This window comes from Paraburkholderia sp. RL17-337-BIB-A, assembly GCF_046025895.1.
GTDB lineage: Bacteria > Pseudomonadota > Gammaproteobacteria > Burkholderiales > Burkholderiaceae > Paraburkholderia > Paraburkholderia fungorum_C.
On sequence record NZ_JARESY010000002.1, the window covers coordinates 3,500,191 to 3,526,253 of the forward strand.

22 protein-coding genes are annotated in these 26,063 nt (G+C 62.5%); 11 read left to right on the top strand and 11 right to left on the bottom strand.

What is annotated here, in order from left to right; translation table 11 throughout:
- Nucleotides 1–110: 110 nt before the first annotated feature.
- The 4 genes from treZ to P0D84_RS36280 all read left to right on the top strand — a co-directional run bounded on the left by treZ (nt 111) and on the right by P0D84_RS36280 (nt 8,802).
- Nucleotides 111–2,030, top strand: coding sequence for a malto-oligosyltrehalose trehalohydrolase (gene treZ, locus P0D84_RS36265; RefSeq protein WP_408345173.1), 1,920 nt, complete (start codon nt 111–113; stop codon nt 2,028–2,030).
- Complete coding sequence (malQ, locus tag P0D84_RS36270) at nt 2,027–4,231, top strand: 4-alpha-glucanotransferase (RefSeq protein WP_408345176.1); 2,205 nt, start codon at nt 2,027–2,029, stop codon at nt 4,229–4,231. Before treZ ends, malQ begins: the two co-directional genes overlap by 4 nt.
- Nucleotides 4,228–7,086, top strand: coding sequence for a malto-oligosyltrehalose synthase (gene treY / locus P0D84_RS36275; protein WP_408345179.1), 2,859 nt, complete (start codon nt 4,228–4,230; stop codon nt 7,084–7,086). Before malQ ends, treY begins: the two co-directional genes overlap by 4 nt.
- Before the next feature lie 237 nt (nt 7,087–7,323).
- Nucleotides 7,324–8,802: a dipeptidase gene (locus P0D84_RS36280; protein ID WP_408345182.1), complete on the top strand. Its 1,479-nt coding sequence runs from the start codon at nt 7,324–7,326 to the stop codon at nt 8,800–8,802.
- Nucleotides 8,803–8,829: 27 nt separating this feature from the next.
- Here the strand turns inward: P0D84_RS36280 and P0D84_RS36285 are convergent, their stop codons facing one another.
- From P0D84_RS36285 to P0D84_RS36295, 3 genes are all read right to left on the bottom strand, one after another.
- Nucleotides 8,830–9,552 (bottom strand): sulfite exporter TauE/SafE family protein, encoded by a 723-nt coding sequence (locus P0D84_RS36285; RefSeq protein WP_408345185.1) that lies wholly within the window; start codon nt 9,550–9,552, stop codon nt 8,830–8,832.
- Between the two features lie 82 nt (nt 9,553–9,634).
- Nucleotides 9,635–10,978 (bottom strand): hemolysin family protein, encoded by a 1,344-nt coding sequence (locus P0D84_RS36290; protein WP_408345188.1) that lies wholly within the window; start codon nt 10,976–10,978, stop codon nt 9,635–9,637.
- Between the two features lie 94 nt (nt 10,979–11,072).
- The gene (locus tag P0D84_RS36295; RefSeq protein ID WP_408345191.1) at nt 11,073–11,879 is read right to left on the bottom strand and encodes a sensor histidine kinase; all 807 of its coding nucleotides are present in this window, start codon (nt 11,877–11,879) and stop codon (nt 11,073–11,075) included.
- Between the two features lie 188 nt (nt 11,880–12,067).
- Here P0D84_RS36295 and P0D84_RS36300 point away from each other — a divergent pair, with 188 nt between their 5' ends.
- The 6 genes from P0D84_RS36300 (at nt 12,068) to P0D84_RS36325 (ending at nt 17,183) form a co-directional block, all read left to right on the top strand.
- Nucleotides 12,068–12,409: an FKBP-type peptidyl-prolyl cis-trans isomerase gene (locus P0D84_RS36300; RefSeq protein WP_074770998.1), complete on the top strand. Its 342-nt coding sequence runs from the start codon at nt 12,068–12,070 to the stop codon at nt 12,407–12,409.
- A 34-nt stretch (nt 12,410–12,443) separates the two neighbouring features.
- The gene (locus P0D84_RS36305; RefSeq protein ID WP_408345195.1) at nt 12,444–13,238 is read left to right on the top strand and encodes an AraC family transcriptional regulator; all 795 of its coding nucleotides are present in this window, start codon (nt 12,444–12,446) and stop codon (nt 13,236–13,238) included.
- A gap of 369 nt (nt 13,239–13,607) precedes the next feature.
- Complete coding sequence (locus tag P0D84_RS36310) at nt 13,608–13,790, top strand: hypothetical protein (protein WP_408345198.1); 183 nt, start codon at nt 13,608–13,610, stop codon at nt 13,788–13,790.
- Between the two features lie 128 nt (nt 13,791–13,918).
- The gene (locus tag P0D84_RS36315; RefSeq protein ID WP_408345202.1) at nt 13,919–15,154 is read left to right on the top strand and encodes a hypothetical protein; all 1,236 of its coding nucleotides are present in this window, start codon (nt 13,919–13,921) and stop codon (nt 15,152–15,154) included.
- Nucleotides 15,155–15,201: 47 nt separating this feature from the next.
- The gene (locus tag P0D84_RS36320) at nt 15,202–15,714 is read left to right on the top strand and encodes a glycine-rich domain-containing protein (RefSeq protein ID WP_408345205.1); all 513 of its coding nucleotides are present in this window, start codon (nt 15,202–15,204) and stop codon (nt 15,712–15,714) included.
- An 11-nt stretch (nt 15,715–15,725) separates the two neighbouring features.
- Nucleotides 15,726–17,183, top strand: coding sequence for an MFS transporter (locus P0D84_RS36325; protein ID WP_408345209.1), 1,458 nt, complete (start codon nt 15,726–15,728; stop codon nt 17,181–17,183).
- 50 nt (nt 17,184–17,233) lie between these two features.
- Here P0D84_RS36325 and P0D84_RS36330 read toward each other — a convergent pair whose 3' ends face one another.
- From P0D84_RS36330 to folC, 5 genes are all read right to left on the bottom strand, one after another.
- Nucleotides 17,234–18,424 carry an O-succinylhomoserine sulfhydrylase gene (locus tag P0D84_RS36330; protein WP_408345211.1) on the bottom strand — a complete coding sequence of 397 codons (1,191 nt, stop codon included), beginning with the start codon at nt 18,422–18,424 and terminating at the stop codon, nt 17,234–17,236.
- A 296-nt stretch (nt 18,425–18,720) separates the two neighbouring features.
- On the bottom strand, nt 18,721–20,271 hold the full coding sequence (gene purF / locus P0D84_RS36335; protein WP_408345214.1) for an amidophosphoribosyltransferase: 1,551 nt from the start codon (nt 20,269–20,271) through the stop codon (nt 18,721–18,723).
- 123 nt (nt 20,272–20,394) lie between these two features.
- Entirely contained in the window at nt 20,395–20,889 is a 495-nt protein-coding gene (locus tag P0D84_RS36340; RefSeq protein WP_408345217.1) for a CvpA family protein, read from the bottom strand.
- Nucleotides 20,890–20,896: 7 nt separating this feature from the next.
- On the bottom strand, nt 20,897–21,823 hold the full coding sequence (locus P0D84_RS36345) for an SPOR domain-containing protein (protein ID WP_408345220.1): 927 nt from the start codon (nt 21,821–21,823) through the stop codon (nt 20,897–20,899).
- A 29-nt stretch (nt 21,824–21,852) separates the two neighbouring features.
- Entirely contained in the window at nt 21,853–23,163 is a 1,311-nt protein-coding gene (gene folC, locus P0D84_RS36350) for a bifunctional tetrahydrofolate synthase/dihydrofolate synthase (protein WP_408345223.1), read from the bottom strand.
- 29 nt (nt 23,164–23,192) lie between these two features.
- Here folC and P0D84_RS36355 point away from each other — a divergent pair, with 29 nt between their 5' ends.
- Entirely contained in the window at nt 23,193–23,345 is a 153-nt protein-coding gene (locus P0D84_RS36355) for a hypothetical protein (protein ID WP_408345226.1), read from the top strand.
- Here the strand turns inward: P0D84_RS36355 and accD are convergent.
- The 3 genes from accD to P0D84_RS36370 all read right to left on the bottom strand — a co-directional run bounded on the left by accD (nt 23,342) and on the right by P0D84_RS36370 (nt 26,059).
- Nucleotides 23,342–24,214, bottom strand: a complete 873-nt coding sequence (accD, locus tag P0D84_RS36360) for an acetyl-CoA carboxylase, carboxyltransferase subunit beta (RefSeq protein ID WP_093634944.1) — start codon at nt 24,212–24,214, stop codon at nt 23,342–23,344. The two genes, P0D84_RS36355 and accD, sit on opposite strands and share 4 nt — an antisense overlap.
- Before the next feature lie 81 nt (nt 24,215–24,295).
- Nucleotides 24,296–25,108, bottom strand: coding sequence for a tryptophan synthase subunit alpha (trpA, locus tag P0D84_RS36365; RefSeq protein WP_323045550.1), 813 nt, complete (start codon nt 25,106–25,108; stop codon nt 24,296–24,298).
- A gap of 33 nt (nt 25,109–25,141) precedes the next feature.
- On the bottom strand, nt 25,142–26,059 hold the full coding sequence (locus tag P0D84_RS36370) for a DNA-methyltransferase (RefSeq protein ID WP_408345230.1): 918 nt from the start codon (nt 26,057–26,059) through the stop codon (nt 25,142–25,144).
- Nucleotides 26,060–26,063 lie beyond the last annotated feature (4 nt).

Genomic DNA, 26,063 nt, shown 5'->3' on the forward strand with positions numbered 1-26,063 from the left:
AGCACGACACGTACAGCATGGTAAGGCAGCTGCATCACGACGCGTCAGGCCGCCAGAGGCAAACGACACGTGAGACGCGGCGTGACAGCAAAATCGAATGGTGAAGAATCATGTCCGAAAGTCCGATTGACCCGCACGCGCATCATCACGCGCATTGCCTGCCGTTCAGCGCGCAGTTGCTAGGCGCTACAGGCGCGAAGCCGCGTATCCGGTTCCGCTTCTGGGCGCCTTCGTGCAAGACAGTCCACGTGGAAGTCGAAAACGGACCGGCGCAAGGCTTGCATGACATGACGCCCGCCGGCAACGGCTGGTTCGAAACGACCGTCGACAGCGGCGCGGGTACGCTGTATCGCTTCCGGCTCGATGGCGAACATGCGGTGCCCGATCCCGCGTCGCGTTTCCAGCCGCAAGACGTGCACGGCCCGAGCGAAGTGATCGACCCGCGTGCGTATCGCTGGGAACATACGAACTGGCATGGCCGCCCGTGGGAAGAAACCGTGTTGTACGAGTTGCACGTCGGCGCGATGGGCGGCTATGTGGGTGTGCAGAAACGTTTGCCCGCGCTTGCGGCGCTCGGCGTCACCGCCATCGAATTAATGCCGCTGAACGACTTTCCCGGCCAGCACAATTGGGGCTACGACGGCGTGCTGCCGTATGCGCCCGATTCCGCGTACGGCCGCCCCGAGGAACTGAAAGCGCTGATCGACACCGCGCACGGTCTCGGCCTGATGGTGTTTCTCGACGTGGTCTACAACCACTTCGGCCCGGACGGCAACTATCTGCACGAATACGCCCGCTCGTTTTTCCGCGAGGGCACGCATACGCCGTGGGGTCCCGCGATCGATTTCGATCGCAGCGAAGTGAGCGACTTCTTCACCGACAACGCCGTGTACTGGATCAATGAATATCGTATCGACGGCCTGCGTTTCGACGCGGTGCATGCCATCGACAATCATGCGTGGCTGCGCGAATTGTCCGACCATATCCGCGCGAAAGTGCAACACGGCCGGCATGTACATCTGGTGCTGGAAAACGAGCACAACAGCGCGAGCCTGCTGGAAACGCATTTCGACGCGCAATGGAACGACGACGCGCACAACACGCTGCACGTTCTGCTGACGGGCGAAACGGAAGGCTATTACCACGCGTATGAAGACCAGCCGATCCGGCGCCTCGCGCGCGTGCTGTCGGAAGGCTTCGCGTATCAGGGCGACCCGTCGCCGATTCACGACGGCGCACCACGTGGCGAATCGAGCGGGCATCTGCCGCCCACTTCGTTCGTGATGTTCTTGCAGAATCACGATCAGGTCGGCAATCGCGCATTCGGCGAGCGTCTGCGCAAGCTGACCTCCGACGATGCCTTGCGCGCCGCCACCGGTTTGCTGCTGCTGTCGCCGCAAATTCCGCTGCTGTTCATGGACGAGGAATACGGCTCGACCCAGCCGTTCCTGTTCTTCACCGACTACACCGGCGATCTCGCCGATGCCGTACGCGAAGGACGGCGCCGCGAATTCGCCCGCTTTTCGTCGTTCAGCGACGAAAAGCGGCGCGCGCAGATTCCCGATCCGAACGATGTGAAGACGTTTGCGGCCTCGTCACCGCCTGAGCCTGTTCACGGCTCAGCCACGGACGACGAAGCGAAAGACCGCCTCAACTGGATGCACTTCTACAAATCCGCGCTCGCCGTGCGGGCGAAGCTGATCACGCCGCGCCTGAAACATTCGAAGGCGCTCGGCTCGACCGTGCTGACCGCTGCAAACGGTGGCGATGCCAACGCGCTGATCGCCCGCTGGAAACTTTGCGACGGCGAGACTTTGTCGGTCGCGTTGAATCTCTCGAAGGAGAACGTAGCGTTCCCCGAGCTGCCTGCCGGCAAAGTGATTTTCGAAACGCCGCCGCGCGTGCGCGAGCAGATCGACGCCAAAGTGTTGCCACCGCACGCGTTCGTCGCGTGGGTGACCGGCGACGTCAGCGACTATGCCATCGGCCACGATGCTCGCATCGCGGGCCAACAGGAGCGCCACGCGTGAGTGCTACCCGACGTTCACACGATACGATCGTGACCCTTGCCACGCGCGCCGGTTTCGAGGTGGAGTGGCGCGATGCGCACCGTAACACCCAGCTTGTGCCGGAGAGCACGCTCGCCGTGCTGCTGGAACGGATGGGCTTGCCGTGCGGTAACGCCACACAAATCCGGCAAAGCGCGGCCGCGCTCGAAGCGGAACTGTCCGGCAAGAAACTGCCGCCGCTGATGACCGCGGAGGTCGAGCGCGGCATCGCGTTGCCTGTCGCGGCGATCAAATCCGGCAGCCACTATCGAATCGAACTTGAAAGCGGTTCGATCATCGACGGCCGCTTCACGGCGCCTAAAGGCGAGGAAGCATTGCTCGCGCCGATCGACGAGCCCGGCTATCACACGCTGGTGATCAACGATCAACGCGTGACGCTGGCCGTTGCGCCGTCACGCTGCTATACCGTCGCGGATGCATGGCACACGCTGCACGACGGTGCCACAACACAAACCCCGCCGCTGTGGGGGATTGCCGCGCAGCTGTACGGCTTGCGCCGCACGGGCGACGGCGGCATCGGCGATTATTCGGCGCTCGCGAAAATGGCGATCGAAAGCGCGAAGCGTGGAGCGCACGTGCTCGCCGTCAGTCCGACGCATGCGATGTTCAGCGCCGAGCCGAATCGCTTCAGTCCGTATTCGCCGTCATCACGCTTGTGGTTGAACGTCACGCATATCGATCCCGCCGCGGTGTTCGGTGCCGATGCCGCGCGCGCCGCGCTCGAAAGCGCGCAGGCCGCCGACCCATGGTCGGCACTCGAAGACTTGCCGCTGATCGATTGGCCGAATGCAGTCGTGCTCAAACTCAAGGTTTTGCGCGCGCTGTACGAAAATTTCTGCACCCAGGAACGCGCGCACGACACACCGCGCGCGCTCGAATTCCACGGCTTCTGCGAGCGTGCCGGCCGTGCGCTCGAAGATCACGCGCGTTTCGAAGCGTTGCAGGCGGTGCAACTCTCGCAAGAAGGCGGGGACGGTCATTGGCGTAATTGGCCTGAGGCGTTGCGCGATCCGCGCAGCCCGGAAGTTGAAGCCTTCGCTGAGGCTCATCGGCATGAAGTCGATTTTCATCTGTTTCTGCAATGGCTCGCCGCCAAGGGTCTGTCGCACGCGCAGCATGCAGCGGCCGACGCCGGGATGGCCGTCGGCCTGATCGCCGACCTGGCCGTTGGTTGCGATAGTGCCGGCAGCCATGCATGGTCGTATCGCGACGACATGCTGCAAGGCGTGTCCGTGGGCGCGCCGCCCGATCTGTTCAACCAGGCCGGCCAGACGTGGGGACTGACCACCTTTTCGCCGCGGGCGATGCGCACGCAGGGCTTCTCCGCCTTCATCGACATGCTGCGCGCGGCCTTCGCGCATGCCGGCGGCATCCGCATCGACCACATTCTCGGTTTGCGGCGCCTGTGGCTCGTGCCCGAGGGCGAGAGCGCGCGTAACGGCGCCTATCTGCGCTATCCGCTCGAAGATTTGCTGCGGCTGATCGCGCTCGAATCGTGGCGGCATCGCGCGATCGTGATCGGCGAAGACCTCGGCACCGTGCCGCCGGGTTTTCGCGAGCGGCTCGACGAGCACGGCATCTCCGGCATTCGTGTGTTGTGGTTTGAAGGCGCGGAAGGCGGCAAGGGCTTCAAGCCGCCGCAGGCATGGGACCGCAACGCGGTCGGCACCACCACCACGCACGATTTGCCGACCGTGGCGGGCTGGTGGCGCGGCAGCGATATCACGTGGCGCAACAGAATTGGCCAGACGATGGCGCGCGCCGATGGCCGCGATCCTGAGGAAGCCGCGCAGGAGCAGCGCGCCGAGGACCGTGCGCTGCTGTGGCATGCGTTCCAGCAAGCCGGCGTCGCCGCGCCCGACGTGGCAGCGCCGCCGCCCGACCAGGCGCCCGTGGATGAAGCGCTCGCCTTCGTCGCCGCCACGCCCGGGCCGCTCGTCACGTTCCCGCTCGAAGATTTGCTCGCGCTGGTCGAGCAGCCGAATCTGCCCGGCTCGATCGACGAGCATCCGAACTGGCGCCGCCGCGTAAGTGTGCCCATCGACGAACTGTTCGAGGACGACACCTTCAGCGACCGCCTGCTGGCCATCGACCGCGCGCGCCGCAGCGCTACCGTTCCCGATTCTTCTTCCAACGCTTCTTCGGAGCCTGATACGCCATGACCGTCCCGCGCTCCACGCTTCGCCTCCAGTTTCATCGAGGCTTTACCTTCGACGATGCCGCGAAGCATGTCGACTACTTCGCCACGCTCGGCATCAGCCACGTATACGCGTCGCCGATCACCACGGCCGAGCCGGGCTCGATGCACGGCTACGATACCGTCGACTATACCCAGGTCAATGCCGAATGCGGCGGCGAGGCGGGCCTGAAACGCCTCGTCGAAAAACTGCGTGCGCACAACATGGGGCTGATCGTCGACATGGTGCCGAACCATATGGGTGTCGGCGGCTCAAGCAACGCGTGGTGGCTCGATATCCTCGAATGGGGCCGGCATAGCACGTACGCGCGCCATTTCGATGTCGACTGGCATTCGCCCGATCCGGCCTTGCGCGGCAAGGTGCTGGTGCCGACGCTCGGTGCGCCGTACGGCGAGGAACTTGCGGCGGGCAGGATTGCGCTGCATTTTGCGGCGGACAGTGGGCGCTTTTACATCGGCTATGGGCCGCATGTGTTTCCAGTGTGTCCGACTGATTACGCGTCGATTTTGCAAAGCGCCGACCGCCCCGATCTCAACGCACTGGCTGAACGTTTCCAGGGCCTGACGACGCAGCCGGCCGATCAGCCGCGCGCCGCCGAAGGGCGCGACATGCTGCGTGAGTTCGTCGCGCAAAGCGGCGCCTCATCGATCGAGCTCGTGCTGCAAGCGTATGCGCCCGAAGATCCCGTCACGCGTGACCGTTTGCATCGGCTGATCGAACGGCAGCACTTCCGTCTCGCGTGGTGGCGCACCGCTTCGGACGAAGTGAACTGGCGGCGTTTCTTCGACATCTCGACGCTGGCCGGTGTGCGGGTGGAGCGGCCGGAAGTATTCGAGGCGGTCCACGCGCTGATTTTCCGTTTGTATCAGGAAGGCGTGGTGGATGGTTTGCGGATCGACCACGTCGACGGGCTCGCTGAACCGCGCGAGTACTGTCAGCGTCTGCGCCAGCGCCTGACCGAACTGCGCGACACCGCGCCGTATGTGGTCGTCGAAAAGATTCTCGGCCGCGGCGAGCTGCTGCGCGACGACTGGCCCGTGGACGGCACCACCGGCTACGATTTCATGAGCGACGTGGGCGCGCTGCTGCACGATCCGGCCGGCGCCGAACCGCTCGCGCGGACGTGGGCCGAACTCACCGGCCGCAGCCCGCGCTTCGCCGACGAAGCCCTGGTCGCGCGACGCAAGATCCTCGCGGAGAACCTCTCGGCGGAACTGGACCGCGCGGCGCGCGCATTGCACCGCATTGCCCGCGATTCATTGACCACGCGCGATTTCACGTTCACCGCGCTGCGGCGCGTGCTGACCGAACTGGTCGCGCATTTTCCGGTGTATCGGATCTATCCGCAGAACGGGCTGCGCAGCGCCGCCGACAATGTGTATTTCGAGCAGGCGCTGGCCGGCGCGCGGCAAATGCTTTCGCGCGCGGACCACGTGGTGCTCGACCGTGTGAACGCCTGGCTCGGCGGCAGCGCCGAAGAAGTGCCGAATGCGCGGGTCAGTCCATCGCAACAGCAGGGCCCGAATGGCGCGCCGCCCAGTCATGCGGGTTCGGCGCGGCGCACCGCGCAGACGCTGTTTTCGCAATTGACCGCGCCGGTCGCCGCCAAGGCCGTTGAAGATACGGCGTGTTATCGCTATGGACGTTTGCTGTCGCGCAATGAAGTCGGCTCGGACCCGGGCGAATTTGCTTTGTCGGTCGAGCAATTTCATGCGGCCAATCTCGAGCGCTCGCAACGCTTTCCTCACGCGATGCTCGCCACGGCCACACACGATCACAAGCGCGGTGAAGACGTGCGCGCGCGGCTGGCGGTATTGAGCGAGATTGCTCACGACTGGAGCACGACGTTGCGTGCGTGGTCGACCTTGAACGCGCCGCATCGGCGTGCGCTCGACGGCAAGCCGGTCAGCAGCGTCGGCCACGACACGAGCTACGATTGGGCGCCGGGCCCCGCCGCCGAGGCGATGCTGTATCAGACCCTGGTGGGCTGCTGGCCGCCGGATTTAAAGCCGGACGATGAAGCGGGCGTCAAGGAACTGGCCGAGCGCGTCGCGCAATGGCAGTTGAAGGCGCTGCGGGAAGCAAAGCTGCAAACCAACTGGCTCGCCCCGGATGAAGCGTATGAGGCCGGCTGCCGCGATTTCCTGTTCGATATCCTGGCGCCGCAGCGGCGCGACGGGTTCCTGCGCGAGTTGTCCGCGTTCGTAACGCGGATTGGCCGCGCGGGCGCGCTCAACAGTTTGCAGCAGACGGTATTGCGGCTGGCATCGCCTGGGATTCCCGATCTTTATCAAGGCACTGAATTGTGGGACTTCAGTCTGGTCGATCCAGACAATCGCCGGCCGGTTGATTTTGCCAGGCGCGAGGCGTGGCTCGCGCCGACGCCGCCTTCGGAGTTTCTGGCGAACTGGCACGACGGTCGGGTGAAGCTTGCGGTGGTGCAGCGTGTGCTGGCGTTGCGCGCGCATTTACCGGAGTTGCTCAGTCAGGGGGCGTACCTGCCGCTTCAGGTGCGCGGTGCGCAGGCGTCGAATGTGATCGCGTTTGCACGGCGGCATGGGAACGCGTGGGCTGTCGTGGTGGCGAGCCGGCTTGCCGCCGGGTTGCTCGGCGAGGACGGCGATTTGCCGATGGTCGACCCGGCTAAATGGGGCGATACGGCGATCGAAATGCCTGCGGACCTCACTGCGCGGGCGCTGTTCGACTGGTTGAGTCCGGCGGCGCCTAAGGTCGATGAAGACGGCTTGCTGTATCTGCGCGATGCGTTAGGCGCGATGCCTATCGCGGTGCTGGTGGAGGACGGCGTGCCACGCAGTTGATCTGGCTGACTGCTCCGCTACTTTTCCGCGTAGATGATCGGCGTGCCGGGTGGGCGGAGCGACGCAATTGTTCATGGCGCCGAAGACCGAAGCCTTGGAACTGGCTTCACTCTCCTTCTGCTCCGGCTCCTCTCTCCTCTCCTTCTCACGCCTTCTGAGCGCATGGTCGGCGTACTGACATCGGATAAAAGTCGGGTAATATCGGCTCGCCAATAAACGCACCCGAGAAGAGCGCCGATGCAGATCGACTGGCCAACTATCCAAACCGGTCGTGCCGACACATCGCACGGCGCGACTGCCGACATATCCGGCTGGATGATTCCGCTGGACCCGCAAGCCCACACGGTCGATTACTTTTTGCTGAGCGCCGACGAGCCCTGCTGCGGGGGCTGCGTGCCGCGCAATCCGCTGACGTCGATCGAGGTCTATATGGCCGCGCCACTCGTGCCGCAGGCTGAGCCGCTGGCTTTGCGCGGCCGGCTGGTTCGTCTGCTGGACGATCCCGCGGGCTGGCGGTATCGCCTGGTCGATGCGGTACCGCTCGATCGTCCGCAAACGCCACCGCGTCGGTTTAGCCGGCGCGCGTTTCTCGCCTCAGGCGCGGCGTTGGGGTTGACAGCTTGTGCGCCCGGGCATTTTGCCGGTTATACCGAGGCGCACGACGAAACGGCACCAACGGCACAAACGGCACATTCCGCTCAATCCGCGCAATCCGATAGCGCGCCCAAATGGCAAGCGCCCGCCGGCACGCTCACCATCGACATGCACAGTCACGGCGGCCGCGTGATCGTGTCGCGTAATCCAGCGATCGGCGCAAACCGCCCGTTTATCCCGCTGGCCGCGCCGATGCGCGCCGGCGGCATGAACGTCATCTGTCTTGCGATCGTGACTGATACAACCGTCACGCGTGTGGCGGACAACCGCAAGCGTTTCGAAGCGTGGCGAGAACCGCAGCCAGGCGAACTGTATGCGCTCGGCCAAACCGAGTTCGTACGCGCGCATCAGTTGATCGAACGTGAGCAGTTGCGGGTGGTGACGAACACAGCCTCGTTGTCGACCTTGGGTCCGCTCGGGCCGTGCGCGATCATCTCCGCCGAGGGCGCGGATTTTCTCGAAGGCCAGGTGGATCGTGTCGACGAGGCGTACACGCAGCATCAATTGCGGCATCTGCAACTGACGCACTACCGCGTGAACGAACTTGGCGATATCCAGACTGAGCCACCGGTGCATGGCGGCCTCACGGACGTCGGCGTGCAAGTGGTGCAGCGCTGCAATGCATTGGGAATCGTCGTGGATGTAGCGCATGGCACCTACGATCTGGTGAAGCGCGCGGCGGATACGACGACCAAACCGCTGGTGCTGTCGCATTCGGCTTTGGCCACGCATCCGGGTGCGCGAAGCCGGCTGATCACGCCGGACCATGCGCGGGTCATCGCCGGCACGGGCGGCGTGATTGGCGTGTGGCCGAGCTCAGGGACATTTCATGATTTGCATGCGATGGCCGAGGGCGTCAAGCGCATGGCGGATGTCGTGGGGGTGGAACACGTCGGGTTGGGGACCGATATGCTCGGGTTTATTTCGCCGCCGGTGTTCAGGAGCTACAGGCAGCTGCCCGATCTGGCCAGCGCACTGGTGCTGGCCGGATTTTCCCAAGCGGAAGTGGCAGCGGTTCTGGAGGGCAATTACCGGCGGGTGTTCGAGGCGTCGGTGGCGTGACGTTGCATGCCTGTTTGCAAAGCGACCCTACTGCCCTGCCGCCCACAGCAATGAAAGCCCCGAAGACAACATCAACCCGTCAACCACAAGTTTGAAAGCCGTGGGGCTCATCCGGACCACGATCAGCTGCGCGGAAAAGGACCCGATCATGAGTGCCGAGCCGGTGATCAAACCATCGATCACCACGTGCAACGGCAGCGCGCCGAAATGATTGAAAACCGCGACTTTGGCGCCGTAAACAGCCAGTGATCCAGCCGCTTCCGTCGCTAGAAAAGCGCCTTTCACAAGCCCGTACGACATGAACACGGGCACCGTGATTGGCCCGGTGGAAACGACGATGCCGGTGAGAAAACCGACCACACCGCCGATCAGCGAAAGCTGCCACAAAGAAAACTTGATCGCCCGCCGCGCCAGCCAGCGCCGCGTAGGCACCATCGCGACGAAAAACAGCCCCAACGCGAGTTCGACCGCGCGGGGCGGCAACGCAAGCAGCGTTCGCACACCCAGCGCCGCGCCCGGCACCGCAGTCACGCAATAAGCGCCGCAAGCCCGCCAGTCGATCTCGCGCCACCACGCAAGAATCTTTCCGAAGTTGCCCATGATCGCGGCGATCGCCATGATCGGCACCGCTTGCTGCGGACCGAACAGCATGACGAGAACGGGCATCAGCATCATGGACGAGCCCGTGCCGATCACGCCGCTCAACGTGCCGGCCAGCAAACCAACGCACAACACCAGCAGATATCCCATGTCGCCCCGCCGTGGTATGGACGACGATTTTACTCGAGCAACGGTTCAGTGGACCTGGGACGGGCCCGGCATTAGAAGCCGCTCAACCGCCTTCATCGTCGAAGGTCCTCGGATAAACGCGCACCAGCACGATTCGCGGGCCCTTCATCTTTTTGACCACCACGTCGAAGCGATCGAACTCGACGCGCTGCCCTTCCGCAGGCAGGTCATTGAGCGCCTGAATCACGAGGCCGCCGACCGATTCGGCCTGGCCTTCGTCGATGTCGATCCCGAGCGCGCGTTCCAACGACACCACCGGCAGGCTGCCCTTGCCCATCAGCGTGCCGTCGTCCATGCGCGTCCAGTCGGCGTCGCCCTGGCGGAATTCGTCGTGAATCTGCCCAACCAGTGCGCCAAGCAGATTGTCCAGCGTCAGAAAGCCGATCGGCTTCGAATTCTTGTGCCCAACCAGCGCGAAGTGCGGTGCGCCCTTGCGAAAGCGGCGAAACAGTTCGAGCGCAGGCATGTCCGGCTTCACATACTGCACAGGCCGCGCATATTTGGAGAGGTCGTCGAGCGTACTGCCCGCGTGCCGTGCCAGCAGCAAATCCTTCAAATGGATCATGCCGGCCACGCGCTCGCCGGCGGCGTCTTCAAACAGCGGATAGCGGCTGAAGCGGTGCCGCGCCACCACCTGCATGTTTTCGCGCAACGGCAAATCGCGCCGCATGGCGATCATTTCGTGCGACGGGCGCATCAGATCCGAGACGGTCATGCGCGAAAAATCCAGCGAATGCGCAATCGTGTTCCATTCGTCCTGGCTGTATGCGCCTTCCGGCGCACCGAGCTCAGTCGCGACATTGGCGCGGCGGCCGCGCAAGATCAGCTTGAGTTCGTCGGTCGAGTAATGCGAATCGTGGCTGTGGTCCGCGTCGAGGCCTGCGAGCTTCAACACCGCGTTGGCACTTGTATTGAGCACCCAGATTGCCGGATACATCGCCCAATAGAAACCGTACAGCGGCGTGGCGGCCCACAGGGAGACCTTCTCCGCCTCGCGGATCGCCAGCGACTTCGGCGCCAGTTCGCCCACCACGATGTGCAGGAACGAAATGCACGAGAACGCGAAGAACAGCGAGATGCCGTGAATCAGCTTCTCCGATTCCACGCCAAGCAGGCTGAAGATGGGCGTGAGCAGTTCCGCGAACGCCGGCTCACCGATCCAGCCGAGCCCGAGCGACGCCAGCGTAATACCGAGCTGACAGGCGGACAGATACGCGTCGAGCCGGCCGTGCACTTTCGCCAGCAAACGTCCGCGCATGCCGTGTTCGGTCGCGAGGCTCTGCACGCGCGTCTGGCGCAGCTTCACCAGACCGAATTCGGCGGCGACGAAAAAACCGTTGAGGGCAACGAGAAACAACGCACCGATAAGGGCGACAACCTGGATCAAAGCGAGGGGCTCCGGCAACAAAAGTTGTCAGTATAGAGGGTGAAAGCTCAGTGAAAGTTAATCGCGTACAGCAACGCGCGCCGACAATGGCCGCTCACGTTGCTGCTGTTGCACTCAACGGCACATGCAGCGCGAGCGTAGCCGTTTCGCCGTCAGGCGCATCGCTTTGCTCGAAAATGCCGCCGTGCGCTTCCGCAACGCGCTTGCACAGCGCGAACACCCACGCGATCCGTTTGGCTTCGCGCGGTTCACGCGCCTGTTGGCGGGCAAAAGCCTCCAGCAAATGAGGCACCGAAGGATCGTTCAAGGCAGCAGCGCCCTGCTTGAAGGTGACGCTGGCGTACCACCTGGAGGCGTCCGCGCGCGCAGCCAGCGCAACCGCGGCGCCCGCCGCGCTCGCTTCGACGGCAAACGTGAGCATCACCCACAACGCGGCGGCCAGGCGTTCACGGTCGCCGTTGAGCTGCTCGGTAGCGAGTTGCGACTCCACCGTGACCTCGACGCCACGCGCGCGAGCCAAGCCGGAGCGCACTTCATCCGCTGTCTCGTCGAGTAGCGGATGCAGCGGAAACCGCGCATACGCGAGCGCCAGCGACTTGGTCTCGGCCCGCGTGGCGTCGACGATCGTCTCCAGCAACTTCACCTGCTGGTCCACGCCGTTGCGAATGCCGGTGACGGCGCGCTGCGAGTTGGGGTCGTTCGCATCGAGCTTGCGCTCGAGCACATACGCCCAGCTATGGATGGCGTTCAGCGGACCCCGCAGGTCGTGCGACACCAGCGACAGCACGTGGTCGCGCATGAACAGCGCAGCCTCCGCGCGCAGATGTGCGGTGCGTTCGGATACGGCGAAGCCGGAAACACCCGGCTGTGCGCCGGTGGTTCCGGTGGAAGACGTGGTCACGATCGAGCCCTCTCAGGCAGTGCATAAAATATCGAAGAAGCCCCATTATAGGCATGCTGTCCGGCGCCACCAGCCCGGCCAGACGGCTAACAGTGACGCAAACGACATGCCACGCGGCAATCCTCGGCGATGCGACGCCAACACGCCTACAATGTCGGTTTTTACGTTTTTGAACCAAGGAGCAACACATGTCGACTGTGACTACCGAATCCGGCCTGAAATACGAAGACATCGTCGAAGGCAGCGGCGCCGAAGCCGTTGCCGGCAAGACCGTCAGCGTGCACTACACGGGCTGGCTGACCGACGGCCAGAAGTTCGACTCGAGCAAGGACCGCAACGACCCGTTCGCGTTCGTGCTGGGCGGCGGCATGGTCATCAAGGGCTGGGACGAAGGCGTGCAAGGCATGAAGGTGGGCGGCACGCGCAAGCTGACGATTCCGCCGCAACTCGGCTACGGCGTGCGTGGCGCAGGCGGCGTGATTCCGCCGAATGCAACGCTCGTGTTTGAAGTCGAACTGCTCGACGTCTAAGCTTTCCCCTGTTTTGTAATCGGGTGCATTGCCGATGAATCACGCCGCCGTTGCCGCTCCTTGCGTTTCGTTGCGCCGCTACGGCGCGATCGAAGCGTCGGACGTGCACGACTTTCATCAGGTCGTGCTCGGACTCGACGGCGCGATGGTGATGGCGGTGGACGGCGTCGCGCAACAGATCGACGCCGGTTCCGCCTGGCTGATCCCGGCAGGTGCACGGCACGACTATGCGGGTATCGGAGAGAACCGGCAGTTGGTGCTGGATCTGCCGGCCGCCTCGCTGGCCGTGCCGGAACGTCTGTTCAACCACGCGCGTGCGGTGGCGGTGGATGCCTCGCTCACGCAACTCGTGCATCGGATTGCGGCGCACGCCGCGGGCGGTGCGCCAGGCGACGCTCTGGATACGCGGCGTTTTCATTGGAATGCGGCGGCACGCCTGAGCGCTGCGTTAGTGGCGGACCCCGGCACGACGGTGGCAGGCACACAAGCGCCTGGCGCTGGTCTGGATTTCGCGCGCATCGACCGTTGGCTGCGCGTGCATCTGTCGGAACCGCTGCGTATCGCCGACCTCGCCGCCCATTGCGGCTTCGGCATGCGGCGCTTTCATCAGCTTTTTATCGAAGCCTTCGGTGAAACACCGCATCGCTATTTACAGCGTCTGCGGCTCGATACGTCTCTTGGCTTGCTGTCCGATCCACGCTTATCGCTCAGCGATATCGCGCTGGAAATCGGCTTCGGCGATCAGAGCGCCTACACGCATGCGTTCACGCGGCGTTTCGGGCTGGCGCCTGGACAGTGGCGTGCGACACAGCATCGAAGTCACGCTTGAACCGCGGTCCCCGTACTGTTACCAACAGTTAAATCTGGCAAACAAAGCAGTACAGATCAGATGTGTCATTGCGTCACACGCGTGAAGCAAAAGCGCGACGTGTCTTCGCAACTGTCGGCCATCACTTCATCCCCTCCGCTTCCCCTGACAGCCCTCTGCATCAAGGCCTTTGGCAAACGACATCTCAATCTCACCGTAGATGTCGAGCCCGTGCACGGACGTGCGACTGCTCGATCGCATCGTCGAAACGCGCAAATAAAATTGAACCCATCTCAGAAGCGAAAGACAGAGATACGGGGTGCGTACTATTTTTTTCTGATCTATTGACGCACCCCAATCCTCAATGTGTTTCATCTTTGGAGGTATACGATGGAAAAGCTGGCTCTTCAAATTGCTCAGAACTCCGTATGGAATAAGTGGGTTGCAGCCAACTCCACTCAGACAGACGGCTGTATCTCCGGCACCAAGGAAGGTTGCATCTCCGTTGCAAAGGCAGGCTGCATCTCGATCGCCATGGCGAAGCCGCTGCCGAAAACCGGTTGTATCAGCTAATCGCCCTACGTCGAACATGAGCTGACAGATCAGGCAAAACACGCCCACCTGGCCAGCTCATCAGGCTGGTCCTTGCACACCACAAGGACCAGCTTCCCTCGACATCGCAACCAGGCTACGGAGCGCATATGGAAAACCAGCCAACAGTCGATGTAATCGAGCAGGTCAAAGACATCCCCATCTATCAACAGTCGATCGCGGAGAGATTTTTCCCCATTCTGGAAAAACCGGCAATCGCACTGGACTTCCCCGACAACTGGATGACGCCGCGACTCGCCGCAGCGCTCGAGACAGGTGAAGCCGAGTTCGTTCTCTCGACCGGCACCCATCACGCGAGGATGCATATCATCCGTCCTCCTTATTTTCTACTGAACTCGTACTATCAGCTGTGGAGCAAACATCCCGATATTCAGTTCACATGGCAGCAACAGTGCCAACGCGTATCGCTCACTACGGTGCTGGCGACCGAACATGTGGCGCGAGTGAACGCTCGAAAATACGGCAAGCATATCGTTGAAATGGCCTCATCCGCCATGCGGCGGCTCGATGCGCGTACCTCATATCTGAATCAGAAGCTCGATCCAGCACAGTGGGAACGCGCCGATATCGAGCGCATGCTTGACGATATCGAGGCGGCCCAGCATTGCCATCCGCATGGGTTTTACCATCTGGATTGCTCCAGCTACCATCTGGCGTATTTCGTATTGAAGGTCGCGCAATACGGACTTGAAGCACGCTTTACCCAACCTGCCAGCATCGTCCACGCTTACGAGTACACCCCGGCAAACGTCCGGTGGTTCCTGATGGAAAATTTCAGTTGCCCGCTCATCGATCTCTTCGGCAGCACCGAACTCGGCTATCTCTACTACAGCGATCGGCACGGAAACTACTCGCCGTACCTGGACAAAATGCACCTGGAACTCGTGCCGTTTGCGACGAGCGACACAATCTTCAGCCTGATTGTGTCGAGCGTGCGTAATCCCTATATGCCGCTGATCCGCTACCGCTCCGGCGATTGCGTTCAGACCGGCGACGGCTCGGCGGACCCCGAAAAGATTGTCCGGTTTTGCGGCCGCGAAAAGGAAATGCTACGGACTTCGCACGGCATTGTGTCGCAAGCGGATTTTGACGATCTGATCTGCGCTGCTTCGCCGAATATCTTCGTTTACCAACTGCATCCGGAGGAGAAGTGGCAAGCCTGCCTGCATTACACGACGTTCAATGGCGCCCCGCTCCTGCCGCAGGAAGCCGCTGATCTGCAAAGGCGTATTCAGGAAGCGACGGGGATGGAATGCGTTCCCTTGCATCGCACGCATATCGACATCGGCAAGTCGGGCAAATATGCCTGGCTCGCGAAAAAATAAAGGCCGCTCAACACGTTCCAATCGCTTCCCTGCAACGAGGACAACGCATGCATTCCACCCTTTCTGCTTCGGCCATCGACGCAAAGACATTGCTCGGTCACGATCTCTATTCGGAAGTAATCCTCTATTTCATCAAGCGCACCGGCTCGTCTTCGGACTACGTGGAGCGGCAACTCACGGAATGCCTGCGCTATCTTTATCTGGTGTCGAAGCATCGGGAGCAACTGAGCGGTCTTTTCTTGCCGGTCGAGCAGCAGATCGACGAAATCTGGCATTACCTCATTCTCCAGACACGCGAATACCGGACACTTTGTGAAGAACGCTTGCCCGGCGGCTTCTTTATCGAACACCGCAGTTGCCCTTACGCGACCTATCAACAGGAGCCGAGCCGTGAGCAACTGATCGAGCAGTCGCTTCGCTGGCTACCGTTGTACCGGGAATCCTTTGGTCCTTTCGACGAAGCCGCGCTGCCGCATTGGACCATGCCACGTTTTCTTCGCGACGAAATGGGCCTCTCTTTGTCGGAAATCGCGCAGCTCGAAGCCTGCAAGACAGCGTGAAGGCAGACGCCATGTCAGGCTACGAGAACGCCCAGCATCGGGGAAGCGAGAGAGCAAACGCGCTTGCCCTTGCGGTCATCCTGGCCTGCCAGTTGATGATTGTGCTCGACGGAACCGTGATCTACGCGGCACTGCCGCATCTTCGGGCAGACCTCGGGCTTGCGCGCCCGGATCTGTCCTGGGTGCAGAACGCCTATATGCTGACTTTCGGCGGGTTCATGCTGCTGGGCGCCCGCACCGGCGATATCCTCGGACACCGCCGCATCTTCCTCGCGGCCAGCGCGGCGTTTGTCTTGGCGTCGTGTGCCGCTGGGCTCGCGCTGTCCCTGCCTCAGCTACTCATCGCGCGCGGCGTGCAAGGCATCGCTGGCGCCTTTGCCGCGCCTTCCGCGCTCGCGCTGCTGATGCTTGGTTTCCCTGAAGGCGCATCGCGCGCGCGTGCTATCAGACTCTACACAGCGGTATCTGGCGGCGGCAGCGCAGCGGGGTTGGTGCTCGGCGGCGTCCTGACGGATTTTGCCTCCTGGCGCTGGGTATTGTTCATCAATGTGCCCGTCGGCGCACTTTTGCTACTGGCCGGACTGAGATGTCTGCCCGAAGCGCCGCGCAACCGCGGGCATTTCGACTGCATGGGCGCATTGACTGTCACCCTCGGCACCAGTCTTCTGGTGTATGGGCTCGTGCGCGGCGTGCCGGCCGGGGCGGAAGACCCCACCACCGTGGCAGCGCTGAGCGCAGCCGGGTTATTGCTCACGGCCTTCATTCTCATCGAGAAGCGGGCGCGGCAACCGATCACTCCGCTCGCGCTCTTCGCCAACGCGCAACGTTCAGGCGCTTACGTCGGCAGGATGCTGTTGATAGGTGGAATGCTGGGGACCTTCTTTTTCCTGACCCAATACGTGCAGGAAGTCCTGGAATTCAGCGCGTTCCGCGCAGGGCTCGCCTTCCTGCCCCTGTCGGTCACGCAGTTTCTGATGGTGATAGTCGGGGTGCCGCGTTTGATGCCACGGCTGGGTGGCAAAGGCGTGTTGACAGGAGGACTCTTGATCGCCGCGGTCGGCATGATGTGCCTGAGCCGGGTGGATGAAGGCACCGAGTTTTTCGCCGATCTGGCGTTGCCCATCATGATGTTGGGAATCGGCTCCGGTGCCGCACTGGTGCCGCTTACGACAGCCGGCACTGACGGCGTGGCGCCGCGTGATGCCGGCGCGGCGTCCGGTCTGATCAACGCGACGCACTATATCGGTGGCGCGATGGGCACGGCGCTTGTCGTCTTCGTTGTCGATCTGACACTTAGCCATGCCGCTTTAGCGCATGCGCTCACCGGTTCGTCTTTGGAACTGAAGGCCAAAGCCGAACTCACTCATGCTCTGTCGGTTTCGGCCGCCACGTCTGCGACGTTCTTCGCATTAGCGCTGCTCATCGCGCTCGTCACGATGCGCCGCCCACGCTCGCTGCCAGCGGCATAAGCCATAGGCGGCGGATCGGTCCCCGGACCGGGCCGCCGCCTCTCTACAGTTTAACCCGCCAGACCGCGCTCCAGATCGCCGCGGATATCGCCGGCGTTTTCCAGACCCACTGCAAGACGGATCAAGCCTTCGCTGATACCCGCCGCTGCGCGCGCCTCGGGCGTCACGCGACCGTGCGTGGTCGTTGCCGGGTGCGTGATGGTGGTGCGCGTATCGCCGAGGTTGCCGGTGATCGAGCAGATCTTCGTGCTGTCGATCACGCGCCACGCATTCGCGCGCATCTGCTCAGGCGTATCGCCCTTCAGTTCGAACGACAGGATGGCGCCGCCCGCCTTCTGCTGACGCATGGCCAGCGCATGCTGCGGATGCGATTCGAGCCCCGGATAAAACACGCGGTTCACAGCCGGATGCGTTTCAAGCCAGCGCGCGATTTCCAGCGCATTCGCCGACTGTTTTTCGACGCGCAGCGACAGCGTTTCCATGCCCTTCAACAACACCCATGCATTGAACGCGGACAAGGTCGGCCCAGCGCTGCGCACGAACGGGAACACCTTTTCCATGATGAATTTCTTCGAGCCGACCAGCGCGCCGCCGAGCACACGGCCCTGCCCATCGAGGAACTTGGTGGCCGAGTGCATCACAACGTCCGCGCCGAACTTCAGCGGCTGTTGCAACGCCGGGCTACAGAAGCAATTATCGACCACGAAGATCGCATTCGCTGCCTTCGCGATCTTACTGATCGCTTCGATATCGGCGACTTCGGTCAGCGGGTTCGACGGCGTTTCGAGGAAGAACATCTTCGTCTCCGGGCGCACGGCGTTTTTCCACGCGTCCAGATCGGTCGGATCGACGAAGGTTGTCGTGATGCCGAACTTGCTGAAGATTTGCGAGAACATGCCGAGCGTCGAACCGAACAGCGCTTGGGAGCTGACCAGATGGTCGCCGGCCTGCAACGAGGACATCACCACCGACATGATCGCGGCCATCCCCGAAGCCGTGGCCATGCACGCTTCGCCGCCTTCGAGCGCGGCCAGACGGTCCTGGAACATCGAGACGGTCGGGTTCGTGAAGCGCGAGTAAGTGTAATTGTCCTCGGAATTCTTGAATTTTTCGGCGGCGTCCGCGGCACTCGCGAAGACGAAGCTCGAGGTCAGGAAAATCGCTTCCGAGTGTTCGTTGAAGTCGCTGCGCACTGTGCCCGAGCGGACTGCCAGCGTATCGAAGTTCAGGGAGTCGTCCATGTTGGTTCTGGTTTCCAATGTTCCATGGCTGGGTTCGGTGTCTACGACGCACGTGAAAGGAGCCCGTGACGCCAAACGGCAGCAACAAAAAAGCCCGCTTTTGCGTCGGCATAAGCGGGCTTCATGTGCGGGGGAAAGCTGGAGCGGAGGCGGATGACTGCGGCTTTTCCACCCTTCGCTTTAGCTGTTTTGGGTTGCCCCGCGTCCGCAAGCTGAGATCAAATCGACGCAAGCCGTCATGCTAACACGCTCGCGGCGTGGCGTGCAGCAGGCCACGCCGCGAGCGATATCGCGTCTTAACCAACCGACAACTGCAGATGCAGCTGCGAACGCGCCGGACCGCCGCCGTCGATCGCTTCGCTCGCGGCGTCGCGATCCGATTGCGAGGACGGTGCGAGACGCGCGGTTTCGATGCGATCGAGGTATTCGGTCGTGACATCACCCGTGACGTAGTTGCCGTCGAAACACGAGGCTTCGAATTCCTTCAGCGCCGGGTTGATATCGCGCACCGCCTGCTTCAGCGCGTCGACGTCCTGATAAACGAGATAGTCCGCGCCGATCATGCGTGCGACTTCGTCGTCCGTGCGGCCATGTGCAACGAGTTCACCGCGCGTGGGCATGTCGATACCGTAGACGTTCGGGTACTTCACCGGCGGCGCCGCCGAAGCGAAGATCACCTTGTTCGCGCCGGCATCGCGTGCCATCTGCACGATTTCGTGCGAGGTCGTGCCGCGCACGATCGAATCGTCGACGATCAGCACATTCTTGCCCTTGAACTCGATGCCCATGGCGTTCAGCTTCTGGCGCACCGACTTCTTGCGCACGGCCTGGCCCGGCATGATGAAGGTGCGGCCCACGTAACGGTTCTTGAAGAAGCCTTCGCGGTACTCCACGCCCAGTTTCTTCGCGACCTGCATCGCGGCCGGACGGGACGAATCGGGAATCGGCATCACGACGTCGATCGCGACGTCGGGCAATTCACGCTTGATCTTCTCGGCGAGGTAATCGCCCATGCGCAAACGCACGTTGTAGACCGGCACGCCGTCGAGCACCGAATCCGGACGCGCGAGATACACGAGTTCGAAAATGCAGGGATTCAGGCTCGGGTTCGTCGCGCATTGCTGCGAATGCAGATTGCCTTCGATGTCGATGAAAATCGCCTCGCCCGGCGCAACATCGCGCACGAATTCGAAACCGATACCTTCAATCGCGACTGATTCCGACGCCAGAATCCACTCGACGCCCTCGGCCGTTTCCTGCTTGCCGAGGCACAACGGGCGAATGCCGAACGGGTCGCGGAAACCGAGCAAGCCGTAGCCGGCAATCAGCGAGACGATCGCGTACGACCCCCGCACCCGGCGATGCACGCCCGACACCGCGTTGAACAGCGCGGCCGGATCCAGTTGCAGACCCGAACTGGACAGCTGCAACTCGTGCGCGAGCACGTTGAGCATCACTTCGGTGTCGGAATTGGTATTGATGTGGCGGCGATCGATGCGGAACATCTCATCTTTCAGCTGCTGCCAGTTGGTCAGATTGCCGTTGTGCGCGAGGATGATGCCGAACGGTGCGTTCACGTAGAACGGCTGGGCTTCTTCTTCGCTTGATGCGGAACCGGCGGTCGGGTAACGGACCTGGCCGATACCGGTGGTGCCGGGCAGGCTACGCATGTTGCGCGTGCGGAACACGTCGCGCACCATGCCGTTGGCCTTATGCATGTGAAAATTGCTGCCGTTCGCTGTCGCGATGCCGGCGGCGTCCTGACCGCGATGCTGCAGAAGCAGCAGGCTGTCATAGATCAGCTGATTGACCGGAGAGTGGGAAACTACGCCTACGATGCCGCACATGGCATGTCCTTCAAAGGTACGAAATTCGTAACGGCGGCCGGTGCCTGCGATGCTGCACGAGGGTATAGAGGCACCGGATTGCGCCAGAGTCCTGCTGCGTTCCACTATCCGTTCGCTTGATCGTCACACGCGGACGTAGGCAGCGAGCGTCTCGGGAAGCAGCGGTTTCATTACGTGCACGCCCTCGACCGCATAAGGTCGAAGCAAGGCGTTGCGCCAGAATTCCTGTTGGGGCAGTTCGGTCAAGCCTGCAAGGGCGACCAGAACCAGCACCAGAACGACCCCGCGCACGAGGCCAAACATCAAACCGAGCGAGCGGTCCACGCCGCTCAAGCCGGTTGCCTGCACAAGGCGACTCAGCAACGCGTTCAGCACGCTTGCCACCAGCACCACGCCGACCACCACCAGCGCGAACGCCAGGAGCCACTGGGTCAGTGCGCCGCCCGGCCACGTGGCAGGGATAAATGGCACGACATAACCAACGAAGCGGCAAGCAATGAAAAACGCCGCAATCCAGCCGATCAGCCCGAATATCTCAGACAAAAAGCCGCGCCATGTGCCGCGCAAGGCCGACAAACCGATCACCGCCATTACAGCGTAGTCGAAGGCCGTGAACATCGCTCGCTTACTGTGCCGCGCCGCTGTTCGCGCCCGACGTCAAGCCGGCCTCGCGAACCTTCGCAATCGCGGCGCTCGCCGCTGCACGGTCGGCGAACGGACCGGCGCGCAATAGCGTGAGCGTCGAGCCGTCGGCCTGCTTCCGATGTTCGGTATATGCGGGCACACCGGCCGCTTTCAACTTGGCGGCCCAATTGCGCGCGTTGGCGTCGTTCGCAAATGCGCCGAGCTGGACGGCGAAACGGCTGCCCGGGGGCGACGCCGGCGTGCCGGAATTCGCATCCGCGCTGGCGGCGGCAGTATTCGCGCTGTCTTCGTTTTGAGCTGAAACGTTCGCGGCGCTTTGCGTGGCGGGCGCGTTGGTCGGTTTGGCCGGTTTGGCGGGCGCTTGCGCGATGGGCGCTGCGGGTGCCGTATTGGCGGCGACGGCGGCGGGCACTTGCGGTTTCACGGCCGGTTTGGCTGCGGTCGCTGGGCTCGTAGCCGCGCTCTGCTGTTTACCGGCGCCGGACTGGCCTTGCGTGGCTGCCGTTGTCGGCGCAAGGCCGGAAGCGGCAACTGCCGCGTCAGGCACTGGGTTATCCGGTGCTACACCGGCCTGCGTGTCTTCGTCGGTCTTGGCGACCTTCGGCGCGGGACGGCTTGGAATTTCGATGGAGATGTCGTCAGTAACGGGCTTGGGATGGGAATCCAGCACCATGGGCAGGATCACCACCGCTGCGACGACCAGCGCGATCGCGCCGACAAGTCTGCGCCGCGCACGCTGCTTTTCCGGCAGCGTAGGGTCGAGCAGCATCGCATCGGCATCTACGGTGCGCTCCGTGCGGCGGGTTCGCCGCTCCACGCGCTCGCCACGGGCGGCCCGGGTGGAACTGGTGTTTGCGCCGCGCCGGCTGGGCGCGTCGTCTTTCTTGCCGAACGAGAAAATTCCCATGAATCGCTTGGTTCGAGCCTGGCGCCCGTTCAGTGTTGCTGCGATTTACGGTAGGCCATCACGCCTGCTACCGTATAGAAACTGCCGAAAACCACGATTCTATCATTCTCTGACGCTCGTTTTAGCGCGTCTTGGAAAGCGGCGGCCGGCGTCGCGTAGCGCGTCACGCTGCTGTCGCTGCCCTCACTCACGCCTTGCTCGCGCAAAGCCGCTTCGAGTTCTTCCGCCGAAGCCGCACGCGGAGTCGGCAGACCGGTTACGCACCAGTGGTCGATTTCACCCTTCAGGTGCGACAGTACGCCGGCAATGTCCTTATCGCGCATCGCGCCGAATACGGCGTAGGTGTACGGGAAAAAGCCCATATTGCCAAGGTTTTGCGCCAACACCGCCGCCGCGTGCGGATTGTGGCCGACGTCGAGCACGATCGACGGTTTGCCGGGCAGCACCTGAAAGCGCCCCGGCAGTTCGACGTTGGCGAGGCCGAGCCGGATGTCCTGCGCCGACACCGGCAAACGGTCGCGCAGCGCTTCAAGACCGGCCAGCGCCGCGGATGTGTTGATCAACTGATTCGCGCCGCGCAAGGCCGGATAGGCGAGCGAGGAACGGCGCATCGTCGGGCCCACGTAGCTCCATTGCTGGCGCTCGCTGCCTGCCTGTCCTTCGTAGCGGAAATCGCGGCCGAATAGCCATAGTTCGGCGCCGATCTTCTCAGCGTAGTCGATCAGCGTCTGCGGCGGCACCGGATCGGCGCAGATCGCCGGCTTACCCGGGCGGAAAATGCCGGCTTTTTCAAAGGCGATTTTCTCGCGTGTGTCGCCGAGATATTCGGTGTGATCGATATCGATGCTGGTGATGATCGCGCAGTCCGTATCGAGGATATTGACCGCGTCGAGGCGGCCTCCCAGGCCGACTTCGAAGATCACCGCGTCCAGTCCGCGCGAGGCGAACAAGCTCATGATCGCCAGCGTCGTGAATTCGAAGTAGGTCAGCGTGACCGGTTCGACGAGGCTCAGGCGGGCGGCTTCGACGGCTTCGAAATGCGGCAGCAGGTCTGCATCGCTCGCCATTTCACCGTTTACGCGCGCCCGTTCGTTGAACGACAGCAGATGCGGGGACGTATGGCAGCCGACCGTGAAGCCCGCGCGCAGCAAAATCGATTCGAGGATCGCACAGGTCGAACCCTTGCCGTTCGTACCGCCGACCGTGATGACCGGGCACGCGAACGACAACTGCATCGCGTCACGTACCTGCGTGATACGGCCCAAACCCATGTCGATGCCGACCGGATGCGCGGATTCAAGGTGCGTGAGCCACGCGTCGAGGGTGGGGAATGTGGTCATCGAGTGAATCTGTGCTGCGTTGCGAGATCGTGATTATCCCGGAAATGACAGCGCGCCGCTTGATGACTCTCGCGGCGCGCTGTTTTTTGAAGGCTGCTTCGATGATTGCCGCCGTGCTGAACGGCTGCTTTGCCGACGGCGGCCACGCGAAAAGGCGCGGCCAGATTACTTCAAACTTTTAAGCGACTGCGTCCGCCGGTTGATGGCTCAACAGCGCCATCAATTGCGCGATCTCTTCGCGCAGCTTACGACGGTCGACGATCATGTCGACCGCCCCCTTCGTCAGCAGGAACTCGGCGCGCTGGAAGCCTTCCGGCAGCTTTTCACGCACGGTTTGTTCGATCACGCGCGGGCCGGCGAAGCCGATCAGCGCCTTCGGTTCCGCGATCACCACGTCGCCCAGGAACGCGAAACTCGCCGACACGCCGCCCATGGTCGGATCGGTCAGCACGGAAATGAACGGCAGCTTGGCTTCGGCGAGCTTGGTCAGCATGGCCGTGGTCTTCGCCATTTGCATCAGCGAGAGCAGGCTTTCCTGCATCCGTGCGCCGCCCGAAGCAGTGAAGCAGATAAACGGTACTTTCTGTTCGAGCGCGTTCTGTGCGCCGCGCACGAAACGTTCGCCGACCACAGACCCCATCGAGCCGCCCATGAACGAGAACTCGAAGCACGCGACCACCACCGGCAGCGTGTGGATGGCACCGCCCATTACGACCATTGCGTCGGTTTCGTCGGTGTCGTCCATCGCCTCTTTCAGGCGATCCGGGTACTTGCGGCTGTCTTTGAACTTGAGCGCGTCCACCGGCACGATTTCCTGGCCGATTTCGTAGCGGCCTTCCGGATCGAGCAGGCCGTCGAGCCGCTCACGCGCGCCGATGCGCATGTGATGGTCGCACTTCGGGCAAACATGCAGATTGGCCTCGACGTCATTGCGGTACAGCACGGCTTCGCAGGACGGGCACTTGATCCACAGACCTTCCGGAATCCCCTTGCGGTTCTTCGGATCGGTTTGTTTGATTTTCGGCGGCAGCAGCTTATCGAGCCAGCTCATATTGAATCCTTCTGGGTCAGCCGGTTGCGCGAACGGCGGGACAAACCCGCCGCTCACGTTACAGGAGACAAAAAATAACTGTTATCGGGCAGTCGCGACGCTATCGAGCGCCTCGCGCACTTCGGCGATGAAGCGCGTAAGCGTCTCGGCGGCGGTTTCGGGGGCCGCTTGTTCGAGCAATTGCACGATACGGCTGCCGATCACGACGGCATCGGAAACTTCGGCCACCGAACGCGCCGTTTGCGCGTCACGGATGCCGAAACCGACGCCGACCGGCAGGGGTACGCGCGACTTGATGGCCGGGATTTTACTCGCGATGCTGGAAACGTCCAGATTTGCCGCGCCGGTCACACCTTTCAGCGACACATAATAGACGTAGCCACTGGCGATTTTGCCGACCTCCGCAATGCGCTCGTCCGTGGAAGTGGGCGCGAGCAAAAAGATCGGATCAATGCCGGCAGATCGCATCTGTTCAGCGAAGTTAACGCACTCTTCGGGCGGGTAGTCGACAACCAGCACACCGTCTACCCCGGCTTCCTTCGCAGCCTTGGCGAACGCTTCGGTGCCCATGCGCTCGATCGGATTGGCATAGCCCATCAGCACCACTGGTGTCTTGTCGTCGGTTTCGCGGAAGCGCTTCACGTCGGCCAGCACGTGTCGCAGCGACACGCCCTGCGCCAACGCGCGTTCGGACGACTGCTGGATGACCGGGCCGTCGGCCATCGGGTCGGAAAACGGCACGCCGAGTTCGATCACATCGGCGCCGCCGGCGGCGAGCGCGTGCATGAATTCGACCGTGCGCGCCGGATCCGGGTCGCCGGCCGTCATGAACGGAATCAGGCCTTTCTTACCCTGGGCGGACAACGCGGCAAACGTGTTCTTGATACGGGACATGGAATATTCTCGGATTTTTTAGTTACTGCGCGCTTATTGCGCCTCGGTTTGCCGCTCGGCTTTGGCCGCCAACTTGCGGGTTTTGCGAGCCACAGTGGGCGCCGAGGCGGCCGCGCTAACGCGTTCGCGCGCTATCGCGCAGTAACTTTCATTGATCTCATAGCCGACGAATTCGCGCTGCTGCCGAGCGCAAGCGACTGCGGTGGTGCCACTGCCCATGAACGGGTCGAGCACGCGCCCGCCCTTCGGACAACTTGCCAACACCATCCGCTCGACAATTTCCAGAGGCTTCTGGGTGGGATGATCGACGCGTTCGGCGTGCTGCCGATGCAGCCGAGATACCGACCAGACATCCTTTGGATTATAGCCAAGCTCCAGCCACTTACTGCCTTCGAACAATTTACGCGAACGCGCCTTCTTCGTGATGGCATCGTACGGGATGCGGACGGGATCGAGATCGAAGTAATAATCTTTCGACACCGCGAAAAAGCCGATGTTGTCGTGCACCGAGGTGAAACGGCGCACCGTTCCGCCCATGCTCGGCACGCGCCGGTCCCAGATGATTTCGTTGATCATCGTGAGTTTTGTCTTCAGGAAGCTGAAGATTTCCGGCGCGTATTGCCACGTGCAGAAGATATACAGCGAACCCGACGGCTTGAGCTTCGGAATAGCCAGTTCGAGCCAGCCACGCGTCCAGGCGAGGAAGTCCTCGCCGGAGCGCATGTCGGAGTCGTTGCCATAATCCTTGCCGAGCCCATAAGGCGGATCGCAAAGGATCAGGTCGATCGACCCGTCGGGGATGTTCGCCACATCGGTCAGAAAATCGCGGTTCAACAGCCGGATGCCGGCGGGCACCTGTGCTAACAAAGGCGCAGGCGCCTCGGTCGCCGCTACTTCGGCGACCGGGGGGGTTTCAAGCGCCGGTTGCGGCTCGTCGAACTCGTCGCGCATCGTC

Excerpts from the sequence above, each read along its gene's own strand:
- P0D84_RS36315 (WP_408345202.1), top strand. The coding sequence starts at position 13,919 with ATGGAAAACCAGCCAACAGTCGATGTAATCGAGCAGGTCAAAGACATC.
- P0D84_RS36345 (WP_408345220.1), bottom strand. The coding sequence starts at position 21,823 with ATGGGAATTTTCTCGTTCGGCAAGAAAGACGACGCGCCCAGCCGGCGC.
- P0D84_RS36325 (WP_408345209.1), top strand. The coding sequence starts at position 15,726 with ATGTCAGGCTACGAGAACGCCCAGCATCGGGGAAGCGAGAGAGCAAAC.
- P0D84_RS36330 (WP_408345211.1), bottom strand. The coding sequence starts at position 18,424 with ATGGACGACTCCCTGAACTTCGATACGCTGGCAGTCCGCTCGGGCACA.
- P0D84_RS36320 (WP_408345205.1), top strand. The coding sequence starts at position 15,202 with ATGCATTCCACCCTTTCTGCTTCGGCCATCGACGCAAAGACATTGCTC.
- P0D84_RS36285 (WP_408345185.1), bottom strand. The coding sequence starts at position 9,552 with ATGGGATATCTGCTGGTGTTGTGCGTTGGTTTGCTGGCCGGCACGTTG.
- P0D84_RS36370 (WP_408345230.1), bottom strand. The coding sequence starts at position 26,059 with ATGCGCGACGAGTTCGACGAGCCGCAACCGGCGCTTGAAACCCCCCCG.
- P0D84_RS36340 (WP_408345217.1), bottom strand. The coding sequence starts at position 20,889 with ATGTTCACGGCCTTCGACTACGCTGTAATGGCGGTGATCGGTTTGTCG.
- P0D84_RS36305 (WP_408345195.1), top strand. The coding sequence starts at position 12,444 with ATGAATCACGCCGCCGTTGCCGCTCCTTGCGTTTCGTTGCGCCGCTAC.
- P0D84_RS36310 (WP_408345198.1), top strand. The coding sequence starts at position 13,608 with ATGGAAAAGCTGGCTCTTCAAATTGCTCAGAACTCCGTATGGAATAAG.
- treY (WP_408345179.1), top strand. The coding sequence starts at position 4,228 with ATGACCGTCCCGCGCTCCACGCTTCGCCTCCAGTTTCATCGAGGCTTT.
- folC (WP_408345223.1), bottom strand. The coding sequence starts at position 23,163 with ATGACCACATTCCCCACCCTCGACGCGTGGCTCACGCACCTTGAATCC.
- accD (WP_093634944.1), bottom strand. The coding sequence starts at position 24,214 with ATGAGCTGGCTCGATAAGCTGCTGCCGCCGAAAATCAAACAAACCGAT.
- treZ (WP_408345173.1), top strand. The coding sequence starts at position 111 with ATGTCCGAAAGTCCGATTGACCCGCACGCGCATCATCACGCGCATTGC.
- P0D84_RS36280 (WP_408345182.1), top strand. The coding sequence starts at position 7,324 with ATGCAGATCGACTGGCCAACTATCCAAACCGGTCGTGCCGACACATCG.
- trpA (WP_323045550.1), bottom strand. The coding sequence starts at position 25,108 with ATGTCCCGTATCAAGAACACGTTTGCCGCGTTGTCCGCCCAGGGTAAG.
- P0D84_RS36300 (WP_074770998.1), top strand. The coding sequence starts at position 12,068 with ATGTCGACTGTGACTACCGAATCCGGCCTGAAATACGAAGACATCGTC.
- purF (WP_408345214.1), bottom strand. The coding sequence starts at position 20,271 with ATGTGCGGCATCGTAGGCGTAGTTTCCCACTCTCCGGTCAATCAGCTG.